Annotated in this window: 18 protein-coding genes and 1 pseudogene; 6 read left to right on the top strand and 13 right to left on the bottom strand. The window is 71.1% G+C overall.

What is annotated here, in order from left to right; all coding sequences use genetic code 11:
• From ACWDR3_RS32490 to ACWDR3_RS32450, 9 genes and pseudogenes are all read right to left on the bottom strand, one after another.
• A pseudogene (locus ACWDR3_RS32490) lies at positions 1 to 249 on the bottom strand (hypothetical protein); the annotation flags it as partial.
• A gap of 20 nt (positions 250 to 269) precedes the next feature.
• On the bottom strand, positions 270 to 1,391 hold the full coding sequence (locus tag ACWDR3_RS32485) for an acyl-CoA dehydrogenase family protein (RefSeq protein ID WP_450356126.1): 1,122 nt from the start codon (positions 1,389 to 1,391) through the stop codon (positions 270 to 272).
• Positions 1,388 to 2,395: a PhnD/SsuA/transferrin family substrate-binding protein gene (locus ACWDR3_RS32480; protein ID WP_450356125.1), complete on the bottom strand. Its 1,008-nt coding sequence runs from the start codon at positions 2,393 to 2,395 to the stop codon at positions 1,388 to 1,390. The genes ACWDR3_RS32485 and ACWDR3_RS32480 overlap by 4 nt, the downstream gene beginning before the upstream one ends.
• A 46-nt stretch (positions 2,396 to 2,441) precedes the next feature.
• On the bottom strand, positions 2,442 to 3,542 hold the full coding sequence (locus ACWDR3_RS32475; RefSeq protein WP_450356124.1) for an LLM class flavin-dependent oxidoreductase: 1,101 nt from the start codon (positions 3,540 to 3,542) through the stop codon (positions 2,442 to 2,444).
• A gap of 24 nt (positions 3,543 to 3,566) precedes the next feature.
• Positions 3,567 to 4,532 carry an ABC transporter substrate-binding protein gene (locus ACWDR3_RS32470; protein WP_450356123.1) on the bottom strand — a complete coding sequence of 322 codons (966 nt, stop codon included), beginning with the start codon at positions 4,530 to 4,532 and terminating at the stop codon, positions 3,567 to 3,569.
• A complete protein-coding gene (locus ACWDR3_RS32465; protein WP_402354561.1) occupies positions 4,529 to 5,245 on the bottom strand; it encodes an ABC transporter ATP-binding protein in 717 nt (238 codons plus the stop codon). The genes ACWDR3_RS32470 and ACWDR3_RS32465 overlap by 4 nt, the downstream gene beginning before the upstream one ends.
• 2 nt (positions 5,246 to 5,247) lie before the next feature.
• The gene (locus ACWDR3_RS32460) at positions 5,248 to 6,126 is read right to left on the bottom strand and encodes an ABC transporter permease (protein ID WP_450356122.1); all 879 of its coding nucleotides are present in this window, start codon (positions 6,124 to 6,126) and stop codon (positions 5,248 to 5,250) included.
• Between the two features lie 14 nt (positions 6,127 to 6,140).
• Entirely contained in the window at positions 6,141 to 6,983 is an 843-nt protein-coding gene (locus tag ACWDR3_RS32455; protein WP_450356121.1) for a sulfurtransferase, read from the bottom strand.
• Complete coding sequence (locus tag ACWDR3_RS32450; protein WP_450356120.1) at positions 6,980 to 7,684, bottom strand: alpha/beta hydrolase; 705 nt, start codon at positions 7,682 to 7,684, stop codon at positions 6,980 to 6,982. The genes ACWDR3_RS32455 and ACWDR3_RS32450 overlap by 4 nt, the downstream gene beginning before the upstream one ends.
• Positions 7,685 to 8,047: 363 nt before the next feature.
• On the opposite strand from ACWDR3_RS32450, the gene ACWDR3_RS32445 reads away from it, so the two are divergent.
• Together ACWDR3_RS32445 and ACWDR3_RS32440 are read left to right on the top strand one after the other, a co-directional pair.
• A complete protein-coding gene (locus ACWDR3_RS32445) occupies positions 8,048 to 8,902 on the top strand; it encodes a LysR family transcriptional regulator (protein WP_450356119.1) in 855 nt (284 codons plus the stop codon).
• An 89-nt stretch (positions 8,903 to 8,991) separates the two neighbouring features.
• Complete coding sequence (locus ACWDR3_RS32440; protein ID WP_450356118.1) at positions 8,992 to 9,405, top strand: nitroreductase family deazaflavin-dependent oxidoreductase; 414 nt, start codon at positions 8,992 to 8,994, stop codon at positions 9,403 to 9,405.
• Positions 9,406 to 9,424: 19 nt separating this feature from the next.
• On the opposite strand, the gene ACWDR3_RS32435 is transcribed toward ACWDR3_RS32440, so the two are convergent.
• Positions 9,425 to 10,342 carry an oxidoreductase gene (locus ACWDR3_RS32435; RefSeq protein ID WP_450356117.1) on the bottom strand — a complete coding sequence of 306 codons (918 nt, stop codon included), beginning with the start codon at positions 10,340 to 10,342 and terminating at the stop codon, positions 9,425 to 9,427.
• 118 nt (positions 10,343 to 10,460) lie between these two features.
• Between ACWDR3_RS32435 and ACWDR3_RS32430 the strand changes: the two genes are divergently transcribed.
• Positions 10,461 to 11,069, top strand: a complete 609-nt coding sequence (locus tag ACWDR3_RS32430; protein ID WP_450356116.1) for a TetR/AcrR family transcriptional regulator — start codon at positions 10,461 to 10,463, stop codon at positions 11,067 to 11,069.
• Between the two features lie 23 nt (positions 11,070 to 11,092).
• Here ACWDR3_RS32430 and ACWDR3_RS32425 read toward each other — a convergent pair whose 3' ends face one another.
• The 3 genes from ACWDR3_RS32425 to ACWDR3_RS32415 form a co-directional block, all read right to left on the bottom strand.
• Positions 11,093 to 11,500, bottom strand: a complete 408-nt coding sequence (locus ACWDR3_RS32425) for a MarR family transcriptional regulator (protein WP_450356115.1) — start codon at positions 11,498 to 11,500, stop codon at positions 11,093 to 11,095.
• A 113-nt stretch (positions 11,501 to 11,613) separates the two neighbouring features.
• A complete protein-coding gene (locus ACWDR3_RS32420; RefSeq protein ID WP_450356114.1) occupies positions 11,614 to 11,964 on the bottom strand; it encodes a VOC family protein in 351 nt (116 codons plus the stop codon).
• A gap of 112 nt (positions 11,965 to 12,076) precedes the next feature.
• Positions 12,077 to 13,108 carry a LacI family DNA-binding transcriptional regulator gene (locus ACWDR3_RS32415; protein ID WP_450356113.1) on the bottom strand — a complete coding sequence of 344 codons (1,032 nt, stop codon included), beginning with the start codon at positions 13,106 to 13,108 and terminating at the stop codon, positions 12,077 to 12,079.
• A 199-nt stretch (positions 13,109 to 13,307) separates the two neighbouring features.
• Here ACWDR3_RS32415 and ACWDR3_RS32410 point away from each other — a divergent pair, with 199 nt between their 5' ends.
• The 3 genes from ACWDR3_RS32410 to ACWDR3_RS32400 all read left to right on the top strand — a co-directional run bounded on the left by ACWDR3_RS32410 (position 13,308) and on the right by ACWDR3_RS32400 (position 17,505).
• Entirely contained in the window at positions 13,308 to 15,329 is a 2,022-nt protein-coding gene (locus tag ACWDR3_RS32410) for a beta-galactosidase (RefSeq protein ID WP_450356112.1), read from the top strand.
• Positions 15,330 to 15,461: 132 nt separating this feature from the next.
• Entirely contained in the window at positions 15,462 to 17,021 is a 1,560-nt protein-coding gene (locus ACWDR3_RS32405) for a glycosyl hydrolase 53 family protein (protein ID WP_450356111.1), read from the top strand.
• 196 nt (positions 17,022 to 17,217) lie between these two features.
• On the top strand, positions 17,218 to 17,505 hold the full coding sequence (locus ACWDR3_RS32400; RefSeq protein ID WP_402354583.1) for an ArsR family transcriptional regulator: 288 nt from the start codon (positions 17,218 to 17,220) through the stop codon (positions 17,503 to 17,505).
• Positions 17,506 to 17,545: the final 40 nt, after the last annotated feature.

The raw sequence follows: 17,545 nt of genomic DNA, 5'->3' as shown, positions 1-17,545 counted from the left end.
GCGGCGACGTACTTGAGCACGACACCGGACTGCTTGACGCCGAGTGCGGCGGTGGGAGCCCAGCGCGTGGGCGTGCCGGAGGGTGACGGTGACGTCCTCGGTCCGCTCGGCGTGCACGACGGCCAGCGGTTCGCCGTGCGGGCGGGTGCCGGAGCGGTCGGTGGCGTGCGCGGCGAGCACGACCGGGTCGGTGGTCAGCCGGTCGGGCGGCAGATCGCGGGCGAGCAGGCCCAGGAACTGCGCGGACACGGTCGTTTCCGGTGCTGCTGTCACAGGTTCAGTGCCTTCGTTCCGATCGCGAGCAGGGAGATGTCCTCCTGGGGCGCGTGCACGGGCGCGCACTGGATGTCGCGGAAGTGCCGCTCCAGGGGGTTGCCGCGGGCAAGGCCCGGATTGCCGAGCAGCCGCACGGCCAGTTCCACGGCCCGCACCCCGTGCCGGTCGGCCAACACCCGTGCGCCGAGGGCCTGTTCGGGGGTGTAGGAGGTGTCGTCGGCGTCGAGCCGCGCGGCCCCGCCGAACACCAGCTGCTCGGCGCCGGCCAGCAGCACCTCGATCTCACCGGCGGTCCGTCGGAAGCGTTCCGTACGGGCCACCGGATGACCGAGGTTGGCGGGCACGCGCTCGTGGGCGAAGGTGTGGAAGAACGCCTGCGCGGCCCGCGCCACACCCAAGTAGAGGGCCGCCAGGGGGAGATGGAGGGCCGCGCCCGCGCGGTTGTCCTGTTCGGCGGCCGGTCCGTGCGGGCCGATCCCGATCGCGTGCTCGTAGGGTACCCGCACCTCCCGGAACGTCACGTCGTGGCTGCCGCTGGCCCGCAGCCCCAACTGGTCCCAGCGGCCGGTGATTTCGATGCCCGAGGAGCCGCCGGGCACCAGGAACGTGCCCACGCGCGGCTCCGGCTCGTCGGTGGTGGCCCACACCAGGAACCAGTCCAGACCCTCGGCGCCGGTCACGAAGCGTTTCGTTCCGCTCAGCGACCACCCGTCGGGGGTGCGCCGGGCGAGGGTGGCGGGGAGTCCGCCGCGCGCGGGGGAGCCCAACTCGGGCTCCACGCGTGCGTGGTTGATGAGCACCGGCCGCTCGAAGGACTCCTTGACCAGGCGCGCGTACACCTCGTCCGGCCAGTGCGGCTGTACGGCCTGCCGGGCATGGGTGTTGAGGGTCATCGCCGCGATCAGGGCGACGGACGGGTCGCCCCGGCCGAGCGTGTGGAGGATGCGCGCGCTCTCCTCGACGCGGGCGCCCTTCCCGCCGTACCGCTCGCCGATGGTCGCGGTCAGCAAGTCCGCCTCGTGGGCGATCCGGAGGGAGTCGGCGGGAAACGCGCCCGACTGGTCGTACCCGGGCGCCAGTTCGGCGATGCGGTCGATCGGAGTCCGGTCGCTCACAGGGCCTTCTTCAGGTCGGTGTTGAGTTCCGTGGTCCAGAACGACTTCACGTCCAAGTGCTCCTTGAGCGCGCCGAGTTCGGTGAAGGCGTCGGCCACCTTCTGCTGCGAGGCGATCGTGTCGTCGCCGACCGTCCGGGCCTGGGTCGGACGCTGCTTCTGCGCGGCGAGCAGGTCCGACTTCGCCTGGGCCAGGGGCTGGTGGGTGGCGTCGGCGGTGACCTGCGCGAAGCCGTCCTCGTGGCCGTCGCGGACGTAGGCGTACGCCTTGGTGATCCGGGCGATCAGATCGGCCGCGGCGGCCTTCTGGGCGGGGCTCTTCAGGACGCTGTCGCGCGCGGACCAGAGGAAGTTGCCGGACAGGATGTCCGCGCCGGAGCCGACCGTTCGGGCGCCCTGCTGGTGGGCGGTGATGATCGAGGTGCCGTACGAGGCGAAGGCGTCGATGCTGCCGCCGTTCAGGGCCGCGAGGCCGTCGTTGGGGAGCAGCGGCTTGGCGTCGATGTCCGACCAGGTGAGGCCGGCCTGCTTCAGCAGCTCGTACAGGAAGTAGTGGGCGGTGGTGTTCTGGACGTAGCCGACCTTCTTGCCCTTCAGCCCTGCGATGTCGGTCACCTGCGAACCCTTGGGGACGACGACCTCCTGGTTGAGGGTGGCACCGCGCTGGACGGCGACGACCTTGAAGTTGGGCCTGCCGTCGGCGGCCGAGAAGATCGGCGGGATCTCGCTGGAGGAGGCGAGGTCCAACGCTCCGGCGCGCATCGCCTGGAGCTGCTGGTCGCCGCCCTGGAACAGGCTCCACTTCACCCTGTACGGGGTGTCGTCGAGATGGGCGTACTTGAGGATCGCCTCGTCGACCTTCCAGCCGGTGTCGCCGACCTTCAGGGTCACGGCGGAGACGTCGGACGAGGACTCGGCCTCGGCGTCACCCCCGCAGGCGGCCGCGAAGGGCAGCAGCAGGGCGAGCACGGCGGCGGACGTGCGCAGGGAACGGCGGAACAACACGGAGTCTCCATAAGGGTTTCCTGGAAGGGGAGTTGGGGCGGGTGGTTCAGGCGGCCTGGGACGTGGCCGCGCGGTGGGCGAGTTCCTGCCGGACCAGCGGCAGGATGTGTCGGCCGTAGTCGATCGCGTCGTTGAGCGGGTCGTAGCCGCGGATCGACAGCAGGTCGCAGCCGATGTCGACGTAGTCGAGCAGCGCCTGGGCGACGGTCTCGGGGGTGCCGACCAGCGCGGTCGAGGCGCCGGCCGCGTTGGTGGCGACCGCGGGGGCGGTCCACAGGCAGCGGTCGTGGACCTCGCCGCGCTCGGCGATGTCCAGCAGCCGCTGGGAGCCGACGTTGGCCGGGCGGCCTGTCGTGCGGTAGTGGCGCAGCAACTCGGTGTTCCTCGCCTGGTCCTTGAGCACACCGAGCGTGCGGTGGGCCTTCTCCCAGGCCAGCTCCTCGGTGGGCGCGATGATCGGCCGGAACGACACCCAGATACGGGGGTTCGGGCGCCCGGCGGCCTCCGCGACCGCGTTCACGGCGGCGATCTGCTCCGCCGTCTCCTTGAGCGGCTCGCCCCACAGCCCGAAGATGTCGCCCTGCTGACCGCCCACCCGGTAGGCGTCCTGGGAGGAGCCGCCGACCGAGATCGGGACCAGCCCGTTCACCGGCTTCACATCCGAGTAGTAGCCCTCGAACTTGAAGTATTTGCCCTCGTGCGAGACGGGTCCCTCGGCCTGCCACACCTTCCGCAGGATCTGGATGTACTCGTCCGAACGCTCGTACCGCTCCGCCTTGTTGAGGTAGTCGCCCTCCCGGTGCTGCTCCTCGTCGCTGCCCCCGGAGATGATGTGCAGCGTCAGCCTGCCGTCGCTGATCTGGTCCAGCGTGGCCAGGGCACGGGCCGCGTGCGTCGGGAAGATCACGCCCGGGCGGTGGGCGAGGATCGGGCGCACGCGCTCGGTCTGGGTGGCGACGTACTGGGCGACCTGGAAGGCGTCCGGCGAGGCCGAGTGGTAGGCCACCAGGGTGTGGTCGAAACCGCCGTCGTCCAGGGCACGGGCGTACTTGCGCAGGTGGTCGCGGTCGAAGCCGGTCCGGCTGGAGGCCGCCGGGCCCGAGGCTCCGGAGTCGGTGTGGACGGCGCTGATGAACTCGACAGGCATGAACGAACTCCTAATGCGTGAAGGTCACTTGAGCAGGGAGGTGTCGGCCGACTTCGCCACCTCGACGTTCGGGTCCAGGACACCGATGCTGTTCATGAGGTCGGCCACGCCCTGCACGGTCGTGTCGATGTCGGAGGTGATCGGCAGGACCTGGCTGTACGCGGCCGAGGCGAGCGTCTTCGCCACGGAGGCGTCGGCGCCGTTGCGCTCCTCGATCGCCTTGGCGTACGCGTCCTGGTGGGTGCTGGTCCACTTCAGGGCCGTACCGAGCCGCTTGAGGAAGTCGCCGAGCGCGGCCTTCTTCTTGGAGTCGCCGAGGGCCTTCTCGGAGGCGTTGATGAAGCCGATGCCGCTGACCCGGCCGTCCGCGCCGTCGATGAGCAGCTTGCCGCCCTGCTCCAGGCCGACCGCCTGGTAGACGCCGAAGGTCGCCCAGATCTTGACCTTCCCGGAGGCGAACGCGGCCTGCGCGTCGGTCGGCAGCAGGTACTGCACCTTGACGTCCTTGTAGCTCAGGCCGTTCTGCTTGAGCACGTTGGCCAGCAGGTACTCGGAGATGCTGCCCTTGGCGGAGGACACCACGACCTTCTGGCCCTTGAGGTCCTTGACGCTGTCGATGCCGGAGTCCTTGCGGACGACGATGCCGACGTGCGTGCCGTCGTTCTTGAGAGCGGCGACGTTCTTGACCTTCACTCCGCCGCTCAGCGCCTGGAGCGCCGGCAGGTCCGCGGAGTACCCGGTGTCGGCGGCGCCCGCCTGCACGGCCTGGTAGAGCGGGGCCGCGCCCTCGAACTCGGCCCACTTCACCTTGTATCCGGCGCCCTTGAGGGCGTCCGAGGCGGCGACGATCGTCTGCAGGGTCTTGGCCTGGTCGCCGATGGTCAGGGTGACCTGCTTGGAGGAGGCGTCCGCCGAGGAGTCCGCACCGCAGGCGGTCAGCGCCAGCAGGGCGGTGAAGCTCGTCGCGGCGATGGCGAGTCTGCGTGTCACGAGGGGGTTCCTTCCAGGGTGTGGGTCACGCCGAGCCAGTTCAGGAGGCGGGCGCGCAGGGTCACGAACTCGGGGGCGGTCAGATCGCGCGGACGGGGCAGGTCGACGGTCACCTCGTGGGCGATCCGGCCCTCGTCCATCACCAGCACGCGGTCGGCCAGCAGCAGGGCCTCTTCCACGTCATGGGTGACCAGGAGGATCGCGCAGCCGTGCAACCGCCACAGTTCGGCGACGAGTTGCTGCACCTTGCCGCGGGTCAGGGCGTCCAGGGCGCCGAACGGCTCGTCCAGGAGCAGCAGTTCGGGCTCGCGCACCAGGGCCCGGGCGAGCGAGACGCGCTGCGCCTGACCGCCGGAGAGGGTCTTGGGCCATACGGTGGCGCGCTCCGCGATGCCGACCTCGTCGAGGGCCTTGAGCGCGAGGTCCCGGTCCGGCCGTCCGGGCAGTCCGAGGACGACGTTGCGCCACACCTTCAACCAGGGCAGCAGGCGCGGCGACTGGAAGGCCGCGCTGCGCCGGGCCGGCACGGTCACCTCGCCGCCGATCTCGTCGTCGAGCCCGGCGAGGATCCGCAGCAGCGTCGACTTGCCGCAGCCGCTGTGCCCGAGCAGGGCCACGAACTCGCCCTCACGGATGTCGAGATCGAGCTCGTGCAGGACGGTGTTGCCGTCGAAGGCTCGCGAAAGCCCGCGTATCTCAACGGAGTTGGCCATGTCTACGCCTCGCCCTCGAAGTTGGCCCGCCAGGTCAGCAGCCGTCGCGACAGGATCCGGACGGCGAAGTCGCAGGCGAGGCCGAGCAGCGCGTACACCACCAGGCACAGCACGATGACGTCCGTGCGGAAGTACTGCTGGGCGTTGCTCATCAGATAGCCGAGCCCCGCGTCCGCGTTGATCTGCTCGGCGAAGACCAGCGCGAGCCAGGCGGTGGACAGGGCGTACCGCAGGCCAACGAGGGCACCGGGCAGCGCGCTCGGCAGGATGACGTACTTGATCAGCCCGAGCCGTCCGAGCCCCATCATCCGGGCGGCCTCGACGAGTTGGGAGTCGGTGGAGCGGATGCCGCCGTAGATGTTGAAGTACAGCGGGTACGTCACGCCGAGGGCGACCAGTGCGATCTTCGGTGTCTCCTCGATGCCGAACCAGACGATGAACAGCGGGATCAGACCCACCCAGGGGATGGCCCGGAACATGCCCATCGAGGAGTCGATGACGTCCTCGCCGAGCCGGAACAGACCGGCCAGCAGGGACAGGCCGAGTGCGACGGTCGCGCCGATCAGGAAGCCGATGGCGGCCCGGCGGCCCGACGCGGCGATGGCGCTGGGCAGTTCGCCGTTCTTCGTCAGCTCGACGGCCTGGCGGACGACGTCGACGGGCGAGGCCAGGACGGACTCGGGGAGCACTCCGGTGGCCGAGGTCAGGAACCACAGGAGGATCAGGCCCACGGGTCCCGCGGCCCGGCGCACCGAGCGGGGAACGGCGAACCGGCGGCTGGTCTTCGTGGTGCCGCGGATGGTGACGCGGGTGGTGGGCTTGGGGTCCTCGGGGCGGTCCTGGTCGGGCAGGACCCCCACGTCCAGCGGTTTCGTCGTCATGGCGGGGTTTCTCCTCAGTCCGGCAGCGGGCCGGTGGCGGCCGGGCGGGCGGGATCGGTGGACCAGGCGGACCAGGAGCCGGGGAAGAGGACCGCCTCGAAGCCGGCGATCTCCAGGGCGGCGATCTGATGGGCGGCGGTCACGCCGGAGCCGCAGTAGACGCCGATCCGGTCGGCCGTCCCGGCACCCCGCTTCTCGAACCGCTCGCGCAGCGCGTCGGCCGGCAGGAAGGTGCCGTCGGCCGCCAGGTTCTCGCCCGTGGGAGCGGAGACGGCTCCCGGGATGTGGCCCGCGCGCGGATCCACCGGCTCGACCTCGCCGCGGTACCGCTCGGCGGCCCGCGCGTCCAACAGCAGCCCGGTGGCCGCGAGTTCGGCGGCCCCGTCGGCGTCGGTGGTCGGCAGGCCGCCCGCCCGCAGGACGACGTCCCCGGGCGGCGGGTCGGCCGGGATCCCCGACTCCAGCGGCAGCCCGGCAGAGCGCCAGGCGCCCAACGCCCCGTCCAACAGCGTCACTTGCTCGACGCCCGCGTACCGCAGCAACCACCAGGCGCGCGCCGCCGCCGTGTTGCCCAGGTCGTCGTGCACGACGACGGACTGCCCGTCACGCAGACCCCACCGCCGAGCGGCCGCTTGCAGCTCCGCGAGGTCGGGCAGTGGATGCCGACCGCCCTCCGGGGTGGCCGGCGCGGCCAGTTCGCGGTCGAGGTCGACGTAGACCGCGCCCGGGATGTGGGCGTCGGCGTAGTGGTCGCGGCCGTGCGGATCGCCCAGTGCCCAGCGGACGTCGAGCACGGCCGGCGGGGTGTCGGAGGCGAGCAGGTCGCGCAGTTCGGTGACGGTGGTCGTGACGCTCATGCCTGGTCCTCCGCGATCGCGGGCAGTTCGGGGGAGAGCCGCAGCCGTTCCAGGAAGAGCACGACGGTGGCGGCGGAGGTGCGGTGCAGGGCGTCGTTGAGGACGTCGTGCCGACCGTTGTTGAAGGTCACCGCGTGCACGCCGGGGTGTCCCGCGTACGCGCTCAGCGCCTCCTCGACCGGGCTCACCTCGTCGTCCTTGCCGTGCAGGGCGAGGACCGGGACCTGGACGAGGTCCAGCCGGAGGTCGGGCAGGTCCGGGGTCACCGCCAGGGCTCCGTGCCGGAAGGCCGGGTCGTTCGTGAGCCGGCCCTGGTGCGTGGGGCAGGCGGTCCGGGCTGCCACCTCCTCCTCCCAACTCCCCGTGTTCCAGGGCGTGGTGGGCAGGCCGACCAGGATCAGCGCGTCCAGGCCCGGGACGCCCTCGGCGGCGAGGTGGGCGGCGTGGCGGGCGCCGGTGTCCGAACCGACCAGCACCTTCGGGCCCGGCAGGGACTCGTCGGCCAGCAGTTTCGCCGCCTCGTCGAGCACGGACGGGTCGTCGGTCGGGTCGCCGAGGGCGCGCACCCGGTAGGCGTCGAAGGCGAGCCGACGCCCGAACCGCTCGTACACACCGCCGTGTTCACCCCGTCCCGCGAGCACGATCAACGTGCCGCGCGCGGCGAGGCCTTCGGGTTCGTCCCAGGAGAAGGATGCGGACATGAGGGGGCAACTCCCGTTTGCAATCGGGGGGCAGGGTGGGCGCGGGCAGAGAGACGGCCGGCGGACAGGGAAGGAAGAGGGCGCGCGAAAGCGGCTGTCACGTGTCAGCGAGGGCGTACGCCCGTAACGCGGAAGTGATCAGCTCGGACGGTGGCGGGCCACCGAAGGGAAGGTCAGCGACAGAGCGCGCTGCACGCCACGCCGAAGTCGATGACTCGGCGCTGCGTCAGAAGGGCAGCGGAAGCAGTCGCGGGCAACATGTGCTCATCATGACCGGACATGACCGATCGCGTCCAACGATGATTCCGCATCGAAACCGATCAGGAATCGCGATCGATCACCGAGAGCGGTTACTGTCGCCGCATGTCCCCACCTGTCCTCGACATCGTGGCCCTGCGCAGCCTGACCGCGATCGCCGACTGCGGCGGCTTCCACCGGGCCGCCCGGACGCTCGCCCTCAGCCAGTCCGCGGTGAGTCAGCATGTGCGCAGGCTGGAGAAGGCGCTGGGCAGCCCGGTCGTCGAGCGCGACGGCCGCGGCACCCGGTTCACGCCCGAGGGGCGACGGCTGCTGGAACAGGCCCGGCGGATCCTCGCCGTGCACGACGAAGCCGTACGCACCCTGCTCGGTTCGGAGGGGGACACGGTCACCGTCGGGACCACCGAGCACGCGGCCGACCAGTTCCTGCCCCGGCTGACCGCGGCCGTCCAGGAGGTGCGGCCGGGCTGCCGGGTACGCTTCCGCATCGACCGGTCCGCCCGGCTTGTGGAGGCCGTGGAGCGGGGGAGCGTGGATGTCGCGGTGTACGTGACGGAGGCCGCCGCGACCGAGGGAACCCGAGTCGGCGGCCTGCCGCTCGGCTGGCACGCCGTCCCCGGCTGGGCGCCGCCGCCGCCGCCCGCGCCCGTGCCGCTGGTCGCCATCGAGGATCCGTGCGCGATCCGCCGCCGGGCCATCGCCACCCTCGCCGCGCACGGTGTGCCGGCCACGGTCGTGGGTGACGCGGGATATTTGGCGGGCGTCCTCGACATCGCCCGCACCGGCGAGGGCGTGGCCCTGCTCGCCGCGGTCGGCCCCGCCCCGGACGGGCTCACCCCGTACGAGGGCCTCCCGGCCGTCACCCCCATCCCGATGAGCGCCCTGGCCCGCCCCGGCGCGGACCCGGCGACGACGGAGGCGGCCTTCGCGGCCGTACGGGATCTGCTGCGGCCGGAGTGACGTCCGGAGCCCACCAGGACCTGCTGAACCATTGGTTCACGGAGGAGGATCGTTCTCGGGACCCTGCACACCATGCGAAGGGGAGACCGATGACGGACCGTACGTATCTCAAGCCGCCCTGGATGCAGCGGCACGTGGGCAACCGGCTGGCGCCGCTGTTCGGGCGCTCGATGGTGTCCAAGCTGTCGGTGCGCGGGCGGAAGAGCGGCCGCTGGGTGACGGTGCCGGTCGCCGTGCTGGAGCACGAGGGGGAGCGTTACCTCGTGTCGTACCGGGGCCTCAGCGACTGGGCACTGAATCTGCGGGCCGCGCCCGAGTGCCGGGTGACCTCGCGCGGCCGTACCGAGGAACTCGTCGCCGAGGAGGTGCCGGAGGCGGAGCGGCCGCCGCTGATGGTCGCCTACCGGGAGAAGTACGGCAGTATGCCGACGGTCTCCCAGGTGCTCACGGCGCTGCCCGACCCCGCGGACCATCCGGTGTTCCGGCTGCGGGCCCGGGCCTGACCGACGTAATGCGGTGCCGTCACGCGGTGGCGGCCGCGGCCGGCTGCGGGAACGTGACGCCGGTCAGTTCCTCGGAGGCCGTCCACAGGCGGCGGGCAGCCGCCGGGTCGCTGGCCGCGGAGGAGCGGCCGACCAGGGTCGGGGCGCCGCGCATCTCGGCGAGACCGTCGGGGCCCAGGTAGCTCGCGCCGGGCAGGTCCTGCGTGGCGGCGTACAGGGTCGGCAGTGCGCCGGCCTTGTTGTCCTGGGCCACGAAGCGGTTTCCGAGCTGCATGAAGACGCGGCGCAGGGCGCTGCCGTCATGGCTCTGCAGGTTGGTGGCGGCCCAGCCGGGGTGCGCCGCCAGGGCTCGCACGGACGAGCCCGACTCGGCGAGGCGCCGCTGGAGTTCGAGGGTGAAGAGCAGGTTGGCCAGCTTGGACTGGCTGTAGGCCGTCATCGGGGCGTACTCGCCGGTGAGGTCCAGGTTGTCGAAGTGGATGTACGGGCTGCCCGGCATCTTGTGCGCGCCGGACGCCACCGTCACCACACGATCGGTGATGTGCGGCAGCAGCAGGTTCGTCAGGGCGAAGTGGCCCAGGTGATTGGTGCCGAACTGCATCTCGAAGCCGTCCTTGGTGCGGGACTCCGGGATGTTCATGACGCCGGCGTTGTTGATGAGCAGGTCCAGGTCGCCCTGCCAGCCGGCGGCGAACTCGCGCACGGAGGAGAGGTCGGCCAGGTCGAGCCGGCGCACCTCCACACTGCCGCGCACGCCCGCGGCGGCGGCCTCGCCGCGCTTCGGGTCCCGTACCGCGAGCACCACGTGGGCGCCCGCGTCGGCCAGCGCCGTGACGGTGGCGATGCCGAGACCGCTGTTGGCGCCGGTGACGACGGCCGTGCGACCGCTCTGGTCGGGGAGATCGGTGACGTTCCACTTGCTCGATGCAGTAGTCATGCCAACCAATGTAGGCGCCGCCAACAATGCTGTCAATGTCAACAATAGTGACGTCGCCAACAATGATGGCGCCGACAACAATGTAGGCGGTGCGTACGTGGTCGATACACTGGCGCTCATGCAGACCAGCCCTCGCCCTTACCACCACGGAGACCTGCGCGCCGCCTTGCTGGCACGCGCCGAAGAGACCCTCCGGGAGAAGGGGACCGCCGCGCTGTCGCTGCGCGAACTGGCCCGGGACATCGGTGTCAGTCACGCCGCACCGAGCCGCCACTTCAAGGACAAGCAGGCGCTCCTGGACGCGCTCGCGCTGGTCGGCTACGAGCGGATGACCTCGGCGATGGCGGAATCACAGGCCGACGCCGGGGAGACCTTCCCGAAACGGCTGGACGCGATCGTCCGCACGTACGTGGGCTTCTGCCTGGACAACGTCGTGCTGCTGGACCTGATGTACTCGATCAAGCACGACCCGGAGGCGTCCGCGGCCCTGCGTCAGGCCACTCAGAAATGGTCCGAGATCATTGAGCGGCTGGTGGTCGACGGGCAGCGCGACGGTGAGGTGCGGGAGGGATCCGTCGAGCGCGTCGGCATCCCGATATTCGCCGCCCTGCACGGTTACGCCGACCTGGCGGCGACCGGCATGCTCGCTCCCGAGATCACGGAGCACGGGCTGGACGAGGTGATCGCGTTCATGCTGCGGGGCTGCGCGCCGGACGGGCGCGCCTGAACGGACGTCGGCCGCGGGGGGATTCAGTCCCGCGCCGCGGATCCGTCGTCCAACATGCGGGCCAGCGCGGCCCGTTGGACCGGCAGCACCTGTGCGTGCACGTCGCGGCCCTTGTCGGTGAGGGTGACGAACACACCGCGCCGGTCCTCCGCGCAGACCGAACGCTCCAGCAGGCCGTCCTTCTCCAGCCGGCCGATGAGCCGGGACAGCGCGCTCTGGCTGAGATGGACCCGTCCGACGAGGCTCTGCACCCGGCACCGGTCGCCCTCGCGGGGGGCCTCGGACGCGAGGACGTCGAGCACCTCGAAGTCGCTCGCGCCCAGGCCGTGCGGGTGCAGGACCCGGTCGATCTCGCACATCGTGCGGGCGTGCACGGACAGGATGTCCCGCCATCTCTCTTCGAGCCGGGCGTCGACGGTGTTCGCTGCCATACCCGCACGGTAACACCGAATCGGCCATTCGTTGAGTGTGCAACTAGTGCGGATGCATGCAGTTTTGGATGCGTGCGGTGCGGACGCACGTGGCGCGGGCCCGGCTTCGGACCTCAGACGGCCGGGTCCTGGAGCAGTCCCACGAGGTTGCCGTCCGCGTCCTTGAGGAAGGCGATCAGCCGGCCGTTGCCCACGTCCTGGGCGTCCTGCAGCACCTCCGCGCCCGCCTCCACCAGCGCCGCGAGCCGGCCCCGGATGTCGTCGACGTGCCAGTACGGCACCGGCCCGGTCATGCCCTTCGCGTGCCCGTTGGGGTCGAGCCCGATGTCCTGCCCGGCGGCCTTGAAGCCGACGTAGTAGGGCTCGTCGGCGTACGGCTCCACTTCGAGCAGCGCGCTGAAGAGGGCCTTCGCCTGGGCGATGTCCTTGACGGGGTAGATGATCGTCTGCACACCGGCAGTCATGGCGTACTCCTTCGCGTGGGTGGTCCGACGTTCCGCGTCGGTGGTTTCACGCTAAGGCGGGAGAGGGGAGGGCCGCTTCTCGGAAACTGACCGGTTGTCCGCGCTACGTCCGTCAGGTCGACTCGCGTCGGATCAGCTCCGTCGGCAGGATCACCGCAGCCGGGTCCTCGCCGCCGATCTGGGCGAGGAGCACCCGGACCATCTCGGCGCTGATGCGGTCCCAGGGCTGGCGGATGGTGGTGAGTTCGGGCCGGGCGGCCACCGCGGCGGGGGAGTCGTCGAAGCCGCCGACCGCGACGTCCTGCGGGACCCGCCGGCCCGCGTGCTCCAGCGCCGTGAGGACGCCCTGGGCCATCAGGTCGGACGCGACGAAGACCGCGTCCAGGTCCGGTACTTGGGCGAGCAGCCGCTCCGCGCCCGCCTCGCCGCTGGCCCGGCTGTAGTCACCGGACACGACGAGCCGTTCGTCGATCTCGATGCCCGCCTCGGCGAGCACCTCCTTGTAACCGGCGAGGCGCTCCACACCGCCCGGGGTGTCGAGCGGACCGGTGACTACGCCCACCCGGCGCCGCCCCAGGGAGAGCAGATGACGGACCATGTCCCGCGCGCCGTCCCGGTCGTCGGCGGCCACGTAACTGACCTTCGAGCCGCCCCCGATGGGCTTCCCGCAGGCGACCAACGGGACGCCCGCCTCGCGCAGTTCCTCGGCGACCGGGTCCCCGAAGTGGCTGGAGACCAGCAGTACTCCGTCGACATGTCCCGCCGTGATGTACCGCGTGATGCGCCGCCGCTCGTCCTCGGTGCCCGCCAGCATCAGCAGCAGCGGGATGTCGTGCGCGGCCAGCGCCTGGGTGCAGCCGCGCAGCAGGACGTTGAAGTTCGGGTCCTCGAAGAACCGCTCCTGAGGCTCCGTCAGCAGAAAGCCCACCGAGTCCGACCGCCCGGTGATCAGCGAACGCGCGTGCCGGTTCACGACGTACCCGGTCCTGCGGATCGCGGCGTTGACCGCCTCCTGGGCGGCCGGGCTGACGTAGTGCCCGCCGTTGAGCACCCGTGACACGGTCCCGCGCGAGACCCCCGCCTCGCGGGCCACGTCATGGATCGTCGGCGGTCTGCGTCGGCCCCCCGTGTTGCTCATGGTCATGACTTTACGGCCCCGGGGAGCGGATCGAGATGCCGGAACCGCTGGATCGGGTGAGGGTCTGCCCTGTTGCTGGGAACGTGCACAGAACGCCGCGGTCACCAACCCTTGTCAGTGGTCGCGGTGGTGCGGTTATTGTGTGGTCGCACCGCTAGCCCTCTGTGTGCACGTTCCCAAATATTCGACCCATCGGGAGAGACCCATGCCGGAGACCACCCCCAAGGGCCTCGCCGGGCTGGCCTTCGGCGGGGACTACAACCCCGAGCAGTGGCCGGAGCACCTGTGGCCGGAGGACGTCCGGCTGATGCGGGAGGCCGGCGTGACGATGGTGAGCGTCGGGATCTTCTCCTGGGCGCTGCTCGAACCCGCGCCGGGGGAGTACGACTTCGGCTGGCTGGACCGCCTGCTCGACCTGCTGCACGACCACGGCATACGCGTCGACCTCGGCACCCCGACCGTCGCCCCGCCCGCCTGGTTCTACCGCGCCCGCCCCGAGGCGCTGCCGGTCACCCCCGAGGGCGTGCGCCTGGAGTTCGGCTCGCGCGGCGCCATCTGCCACAGCAACGCCGACTACCGCGCCGCCGCCGCGAGCATCACCACCCGACTCGCCGAGCGCTACGCCGCCCACCCGGCCCTCGCGCTGTGGCACGTGCACAACGAGTACGGCGTCCCCGTCTCGGCCTGCTACTGCGACTCCTGCGCGGCCCACTTCCGACGCTGGCTGGCGACGACGTACGGGACGGTCGAGGCCCTCAACGAGGCCTGGGGCACGGCCTTCTGGGGTCAGCGCTACGCCGGCTTCGACCAGATCAACCCGCCCCGCGTCACCCCGACCGTCGGCAATCCCGGCCAGGCGCTGGACTACAAGCGCTTCGCCGACGCCACCATGCGCGAGAACTTCGTCATGGAGCGGGACATCCTGCACCGCCTCTCGCCGGGCATCCCGGTGACGACCAACTTCATGGCCGCCCTCAGCCAGTGCGACTCGGTCGACTACTGGGCCTGGGGCCGCGAGGTCGACCTCGTCACCAACGACCACTACCTGATCACCGACGGCCGCCGCACGCACGTCAACCTCGCGATGGCCGCCGACCTCACCCGCTCGGTCGCCGGCGGCGCCCCCTGGCTCCTGCTGGAACACTCCACCTCGGGCGTCAACTGGCAGCCCCGCAACCCCGCCAAGGCCCCCGGCCAGATGGCCCGCAACTCCCTCGCGCACGTGGCCCGCGGCTCCGACGGCGCCATGTTCTTCCAGTGGCGCCAGTCCCGGCGGGGCGCCGAGAAGTTCCACTCGGCGATGCTCCCGCACGGCGGCACCGAGACCCGCGTGTGGCGCGAGGTCGTCGAACTCGGCGCCGCCGTCGACTCGTTGACCCCGGTCCGCGGCACCCGCACCGAGGCCGACGTGGCCGTCCTGTGGGACTGGCACTCGTGGTGGGCGCAGAAGCTCCAGTGGCGGCCCAGCGAGGGCCACGACGCACGCGAGCGTGCCGACGCCTTCTACGCGGCCCTCTACGACCGGCACCTCACCGTCGACTTCGCCCACCCGGAAGCCGACTTGTCGAGGTATCCCCTTGTCGTCGTGCCCGCGCTGTACCTGATGACGGAGGCGGCCGGGAACAACCTCAAGGAGTACGTCGAGAACGGCGGCACGCTCGTCGTCTCGTACTTCTCCGGCATCGTCGACGAGTACGACGCCGTCCACGAGGGCCCCGTCCCGGGCGCGCTCAGGGACGTACTCGGCCTCACCGTCGAGGAGTTCGCGCCGCTGCTGGAGGGCGAGTCGACGCGGATCGCCGGTCCGGACGGCTCCGAACTCAGCGGCGACGTGTGGGCCGAGTTCGTCGTCCCGCGTGGAGCCGAGACCGTCTGGACCTACGCCGACGGACCGGCCGCGGACCACCCTGCTGTCACCCGGCACCGGCTCGGCGAGGGCACCGCGTGGTACGTCTCCACCCGGCTCGGCGCCGAGGGCCTGGACGCGCTGCTCGGCTGGGCCACCGAGGACGCGCGCCTCGCCCCGCGCCCCGACCTGCCCCCGGACGTCGAAGTGGTGCGCCGCACGGGCGAGTCGGGCCGTTTCCTGTTCGCCATCAACCACACCGCGTCGGACGTCAAGGTGCCGCTGGACGCGTCCGGCACCGAGCTGCTGACCGGTGAACGCGCCGCGGGCCGCCTGGCGGTCCCCGCGGGAGCCGTCCGGGTCGTACGACTCGACGGCTGAGCCGACTCCCTCCGCCCGCGCGAGCCGCGTGCCGCGGGTGGAGGGGATCTCGCACACCGGCTCCTCCCCGAACCCGGGCCGGCCGTGCGGGCACCCCCATCCCCATGCATGTCGAAGGGACGACGGACGACGATGTTCCATCCCAGACGCACTCTCAGGGCCCTGCTGCTGCCGCTCGTGGCCGGGCTCGCCCTCACCGCCCTGCCCGCCCAGACCGCGACGGCGGCGAGCACGCTGACCAACGGCGGCTTCGAGTCCGACGGGGCGGCCACGGCCGCGCCGACCGGCTGGTCCGAGTACGGCGACGCCGGCGCCTCCTACACCGAGTCCGGTGGCCACGGCGGGAGTTACCGCCTGTCCCAGTACTCGGCCGCCGCCTACAAGGTGGAGACCTACCAGTACCTGTCGGGTCTGACCAACGGCGCCTACACGCTCACCGCGTGGGTGCGCTCCGGCGGCGGGCAGAACTCCGCCTACCTGGCATTGAAGAACTGCGGCAGTGCGGACCAGCGCACCGATCTGCCGGTGTCCATCAGCAGTTGGGTCCGCATCGTCACGTCGATCAACGTGACGAACAACCAGTGCACCATCAGCATCAACAGTGACGCGAACGCGGGCAACTGGATCAATGTTGACGACCTGACCTTCACGTCCGGTTCGACCGGACTGTCGATCAAGGGTTCCGACATCTCCTCCCTCGCTAAGAGCGAGGCCAAGGGCGGTGTCTACAAGACCAGTTCGGGCACCACCGGGGACGCGGTCACCATCCTCAAGAACGCCGGCATGAACTACGCGCGCCTCAAGGTGTGGGTCAACCCGGCCGACGGCTACAACGACAAGGCGCACGTGCTCGCCGTCGCCAAACGCGTCAAGGCGGCCGGCATGAAGCTGCTGGTCGACTTCCACTACTCGGACACCTGGGCCGACCCGGGCAAGCAGACCAAGCCTGCAGCCTGGGCCGCCCACTCGTACAGCCAGCTGAAGACCGACGTCTACAACCACACCTTCGACGTGCTCAACGCGCTCAAGGCGCAGGGCACGACGGCCGACATGGTGCAGGTCGGCAACGAGATCAACGGCGGCATGCTGTGGTCCGACGGCTCCACCGGCAACTGGTCGCAGCTCGCCGGGTTGATCAACTCCGGCTACAGCGCGGTCAAGGCGGTCTCGTCGAGCACACAGGTCGCACTGCATCTCGCCAACGCCGGTGACGACGCCACCGTGCGCTGGTGGTTCGACAGCGCCAGGACGTACGGGATCAATTACGACGTGATCGGGCTGTCGTACTACGGGTACTGGCACGGCTCGCTCGCCGCCGCGCAGACCACCCTCGACGACGTGGCAGCCCGCTACGCCAAGCCCGTGTTCATCGCCGAGACGGCCTACCCCTTCCGGCTCGACAGCGACGACTCCCTCGGCAACCAGATCGACACCACCGGCGAACTCGTCACCGGCTACCCGGCCACCACCGCCGGGCAGCTGGCGTGGATGAACGCGGTGGCCAACATCGTGGAGGCGGTCCCGAACGGCCGCGGCCTCGGCGTCTTCTACTGGGAGGCGACCTGGACCGCGGTCACCGGCAACGGCTGGGACCCGGCCGACTCCACCTCAGGCAACGGCTGGGAGAACCAGGCCCTGTTCGGATACGACGACAGGGCGCTCCCGGCGATGGCGTGGTTCAGCCACCGCTGAACCACGAGGAGGGGGCTCGGTCGCAGGGGAGCGGCCGGGCCCCCGCCGCTTTTCCGGGGCCGGGCGGGGACGGCTGAGGGCCGTCCGGGCCGCCCGGTCCCGGACAAGGCTCGCCGAGTCCCGGACACGGCGGCCCCGACTGCGGGAGAGTGGGAAGACGCGCGGTATGCGGCGGTCCGTCCGGGAGGAGGACGAGATGTTGAGGACTCCGGTCAGTGAACTGCGTCTGGGCATCCTGGAGTGGCTGAAGGACCCGGTCGCCAACTTCCCGCCGCAGCCGCACGGCGACCGCGCCGAGGACGGCGTGACCGCGCAGGCCGTCGCGGCGAAGCTCGGCGTGCCCCGCAAGGTCGCCGACACCCACCTCGGCCTGCTCGCGGCCCTCGGCCTGGTGCGCACCCGCAGGATCCGCCGGCGCACCTACTACCGGCGCGACGAGATGCGGATCGCCGAGGTCGCGCGCATGTTTGAGAAAGGCTGGTAGCCGCGAACGGGCGCGCCGACGGAGGCCGTTCGCGAGCCCG

The sequence above is a fragment of the Streptomyces sp. NPDC001002 genome (assembly GCF_053599215.1).
This window is presented reverse-complemented; position numbering and strand designations above follow the sequence as displayed.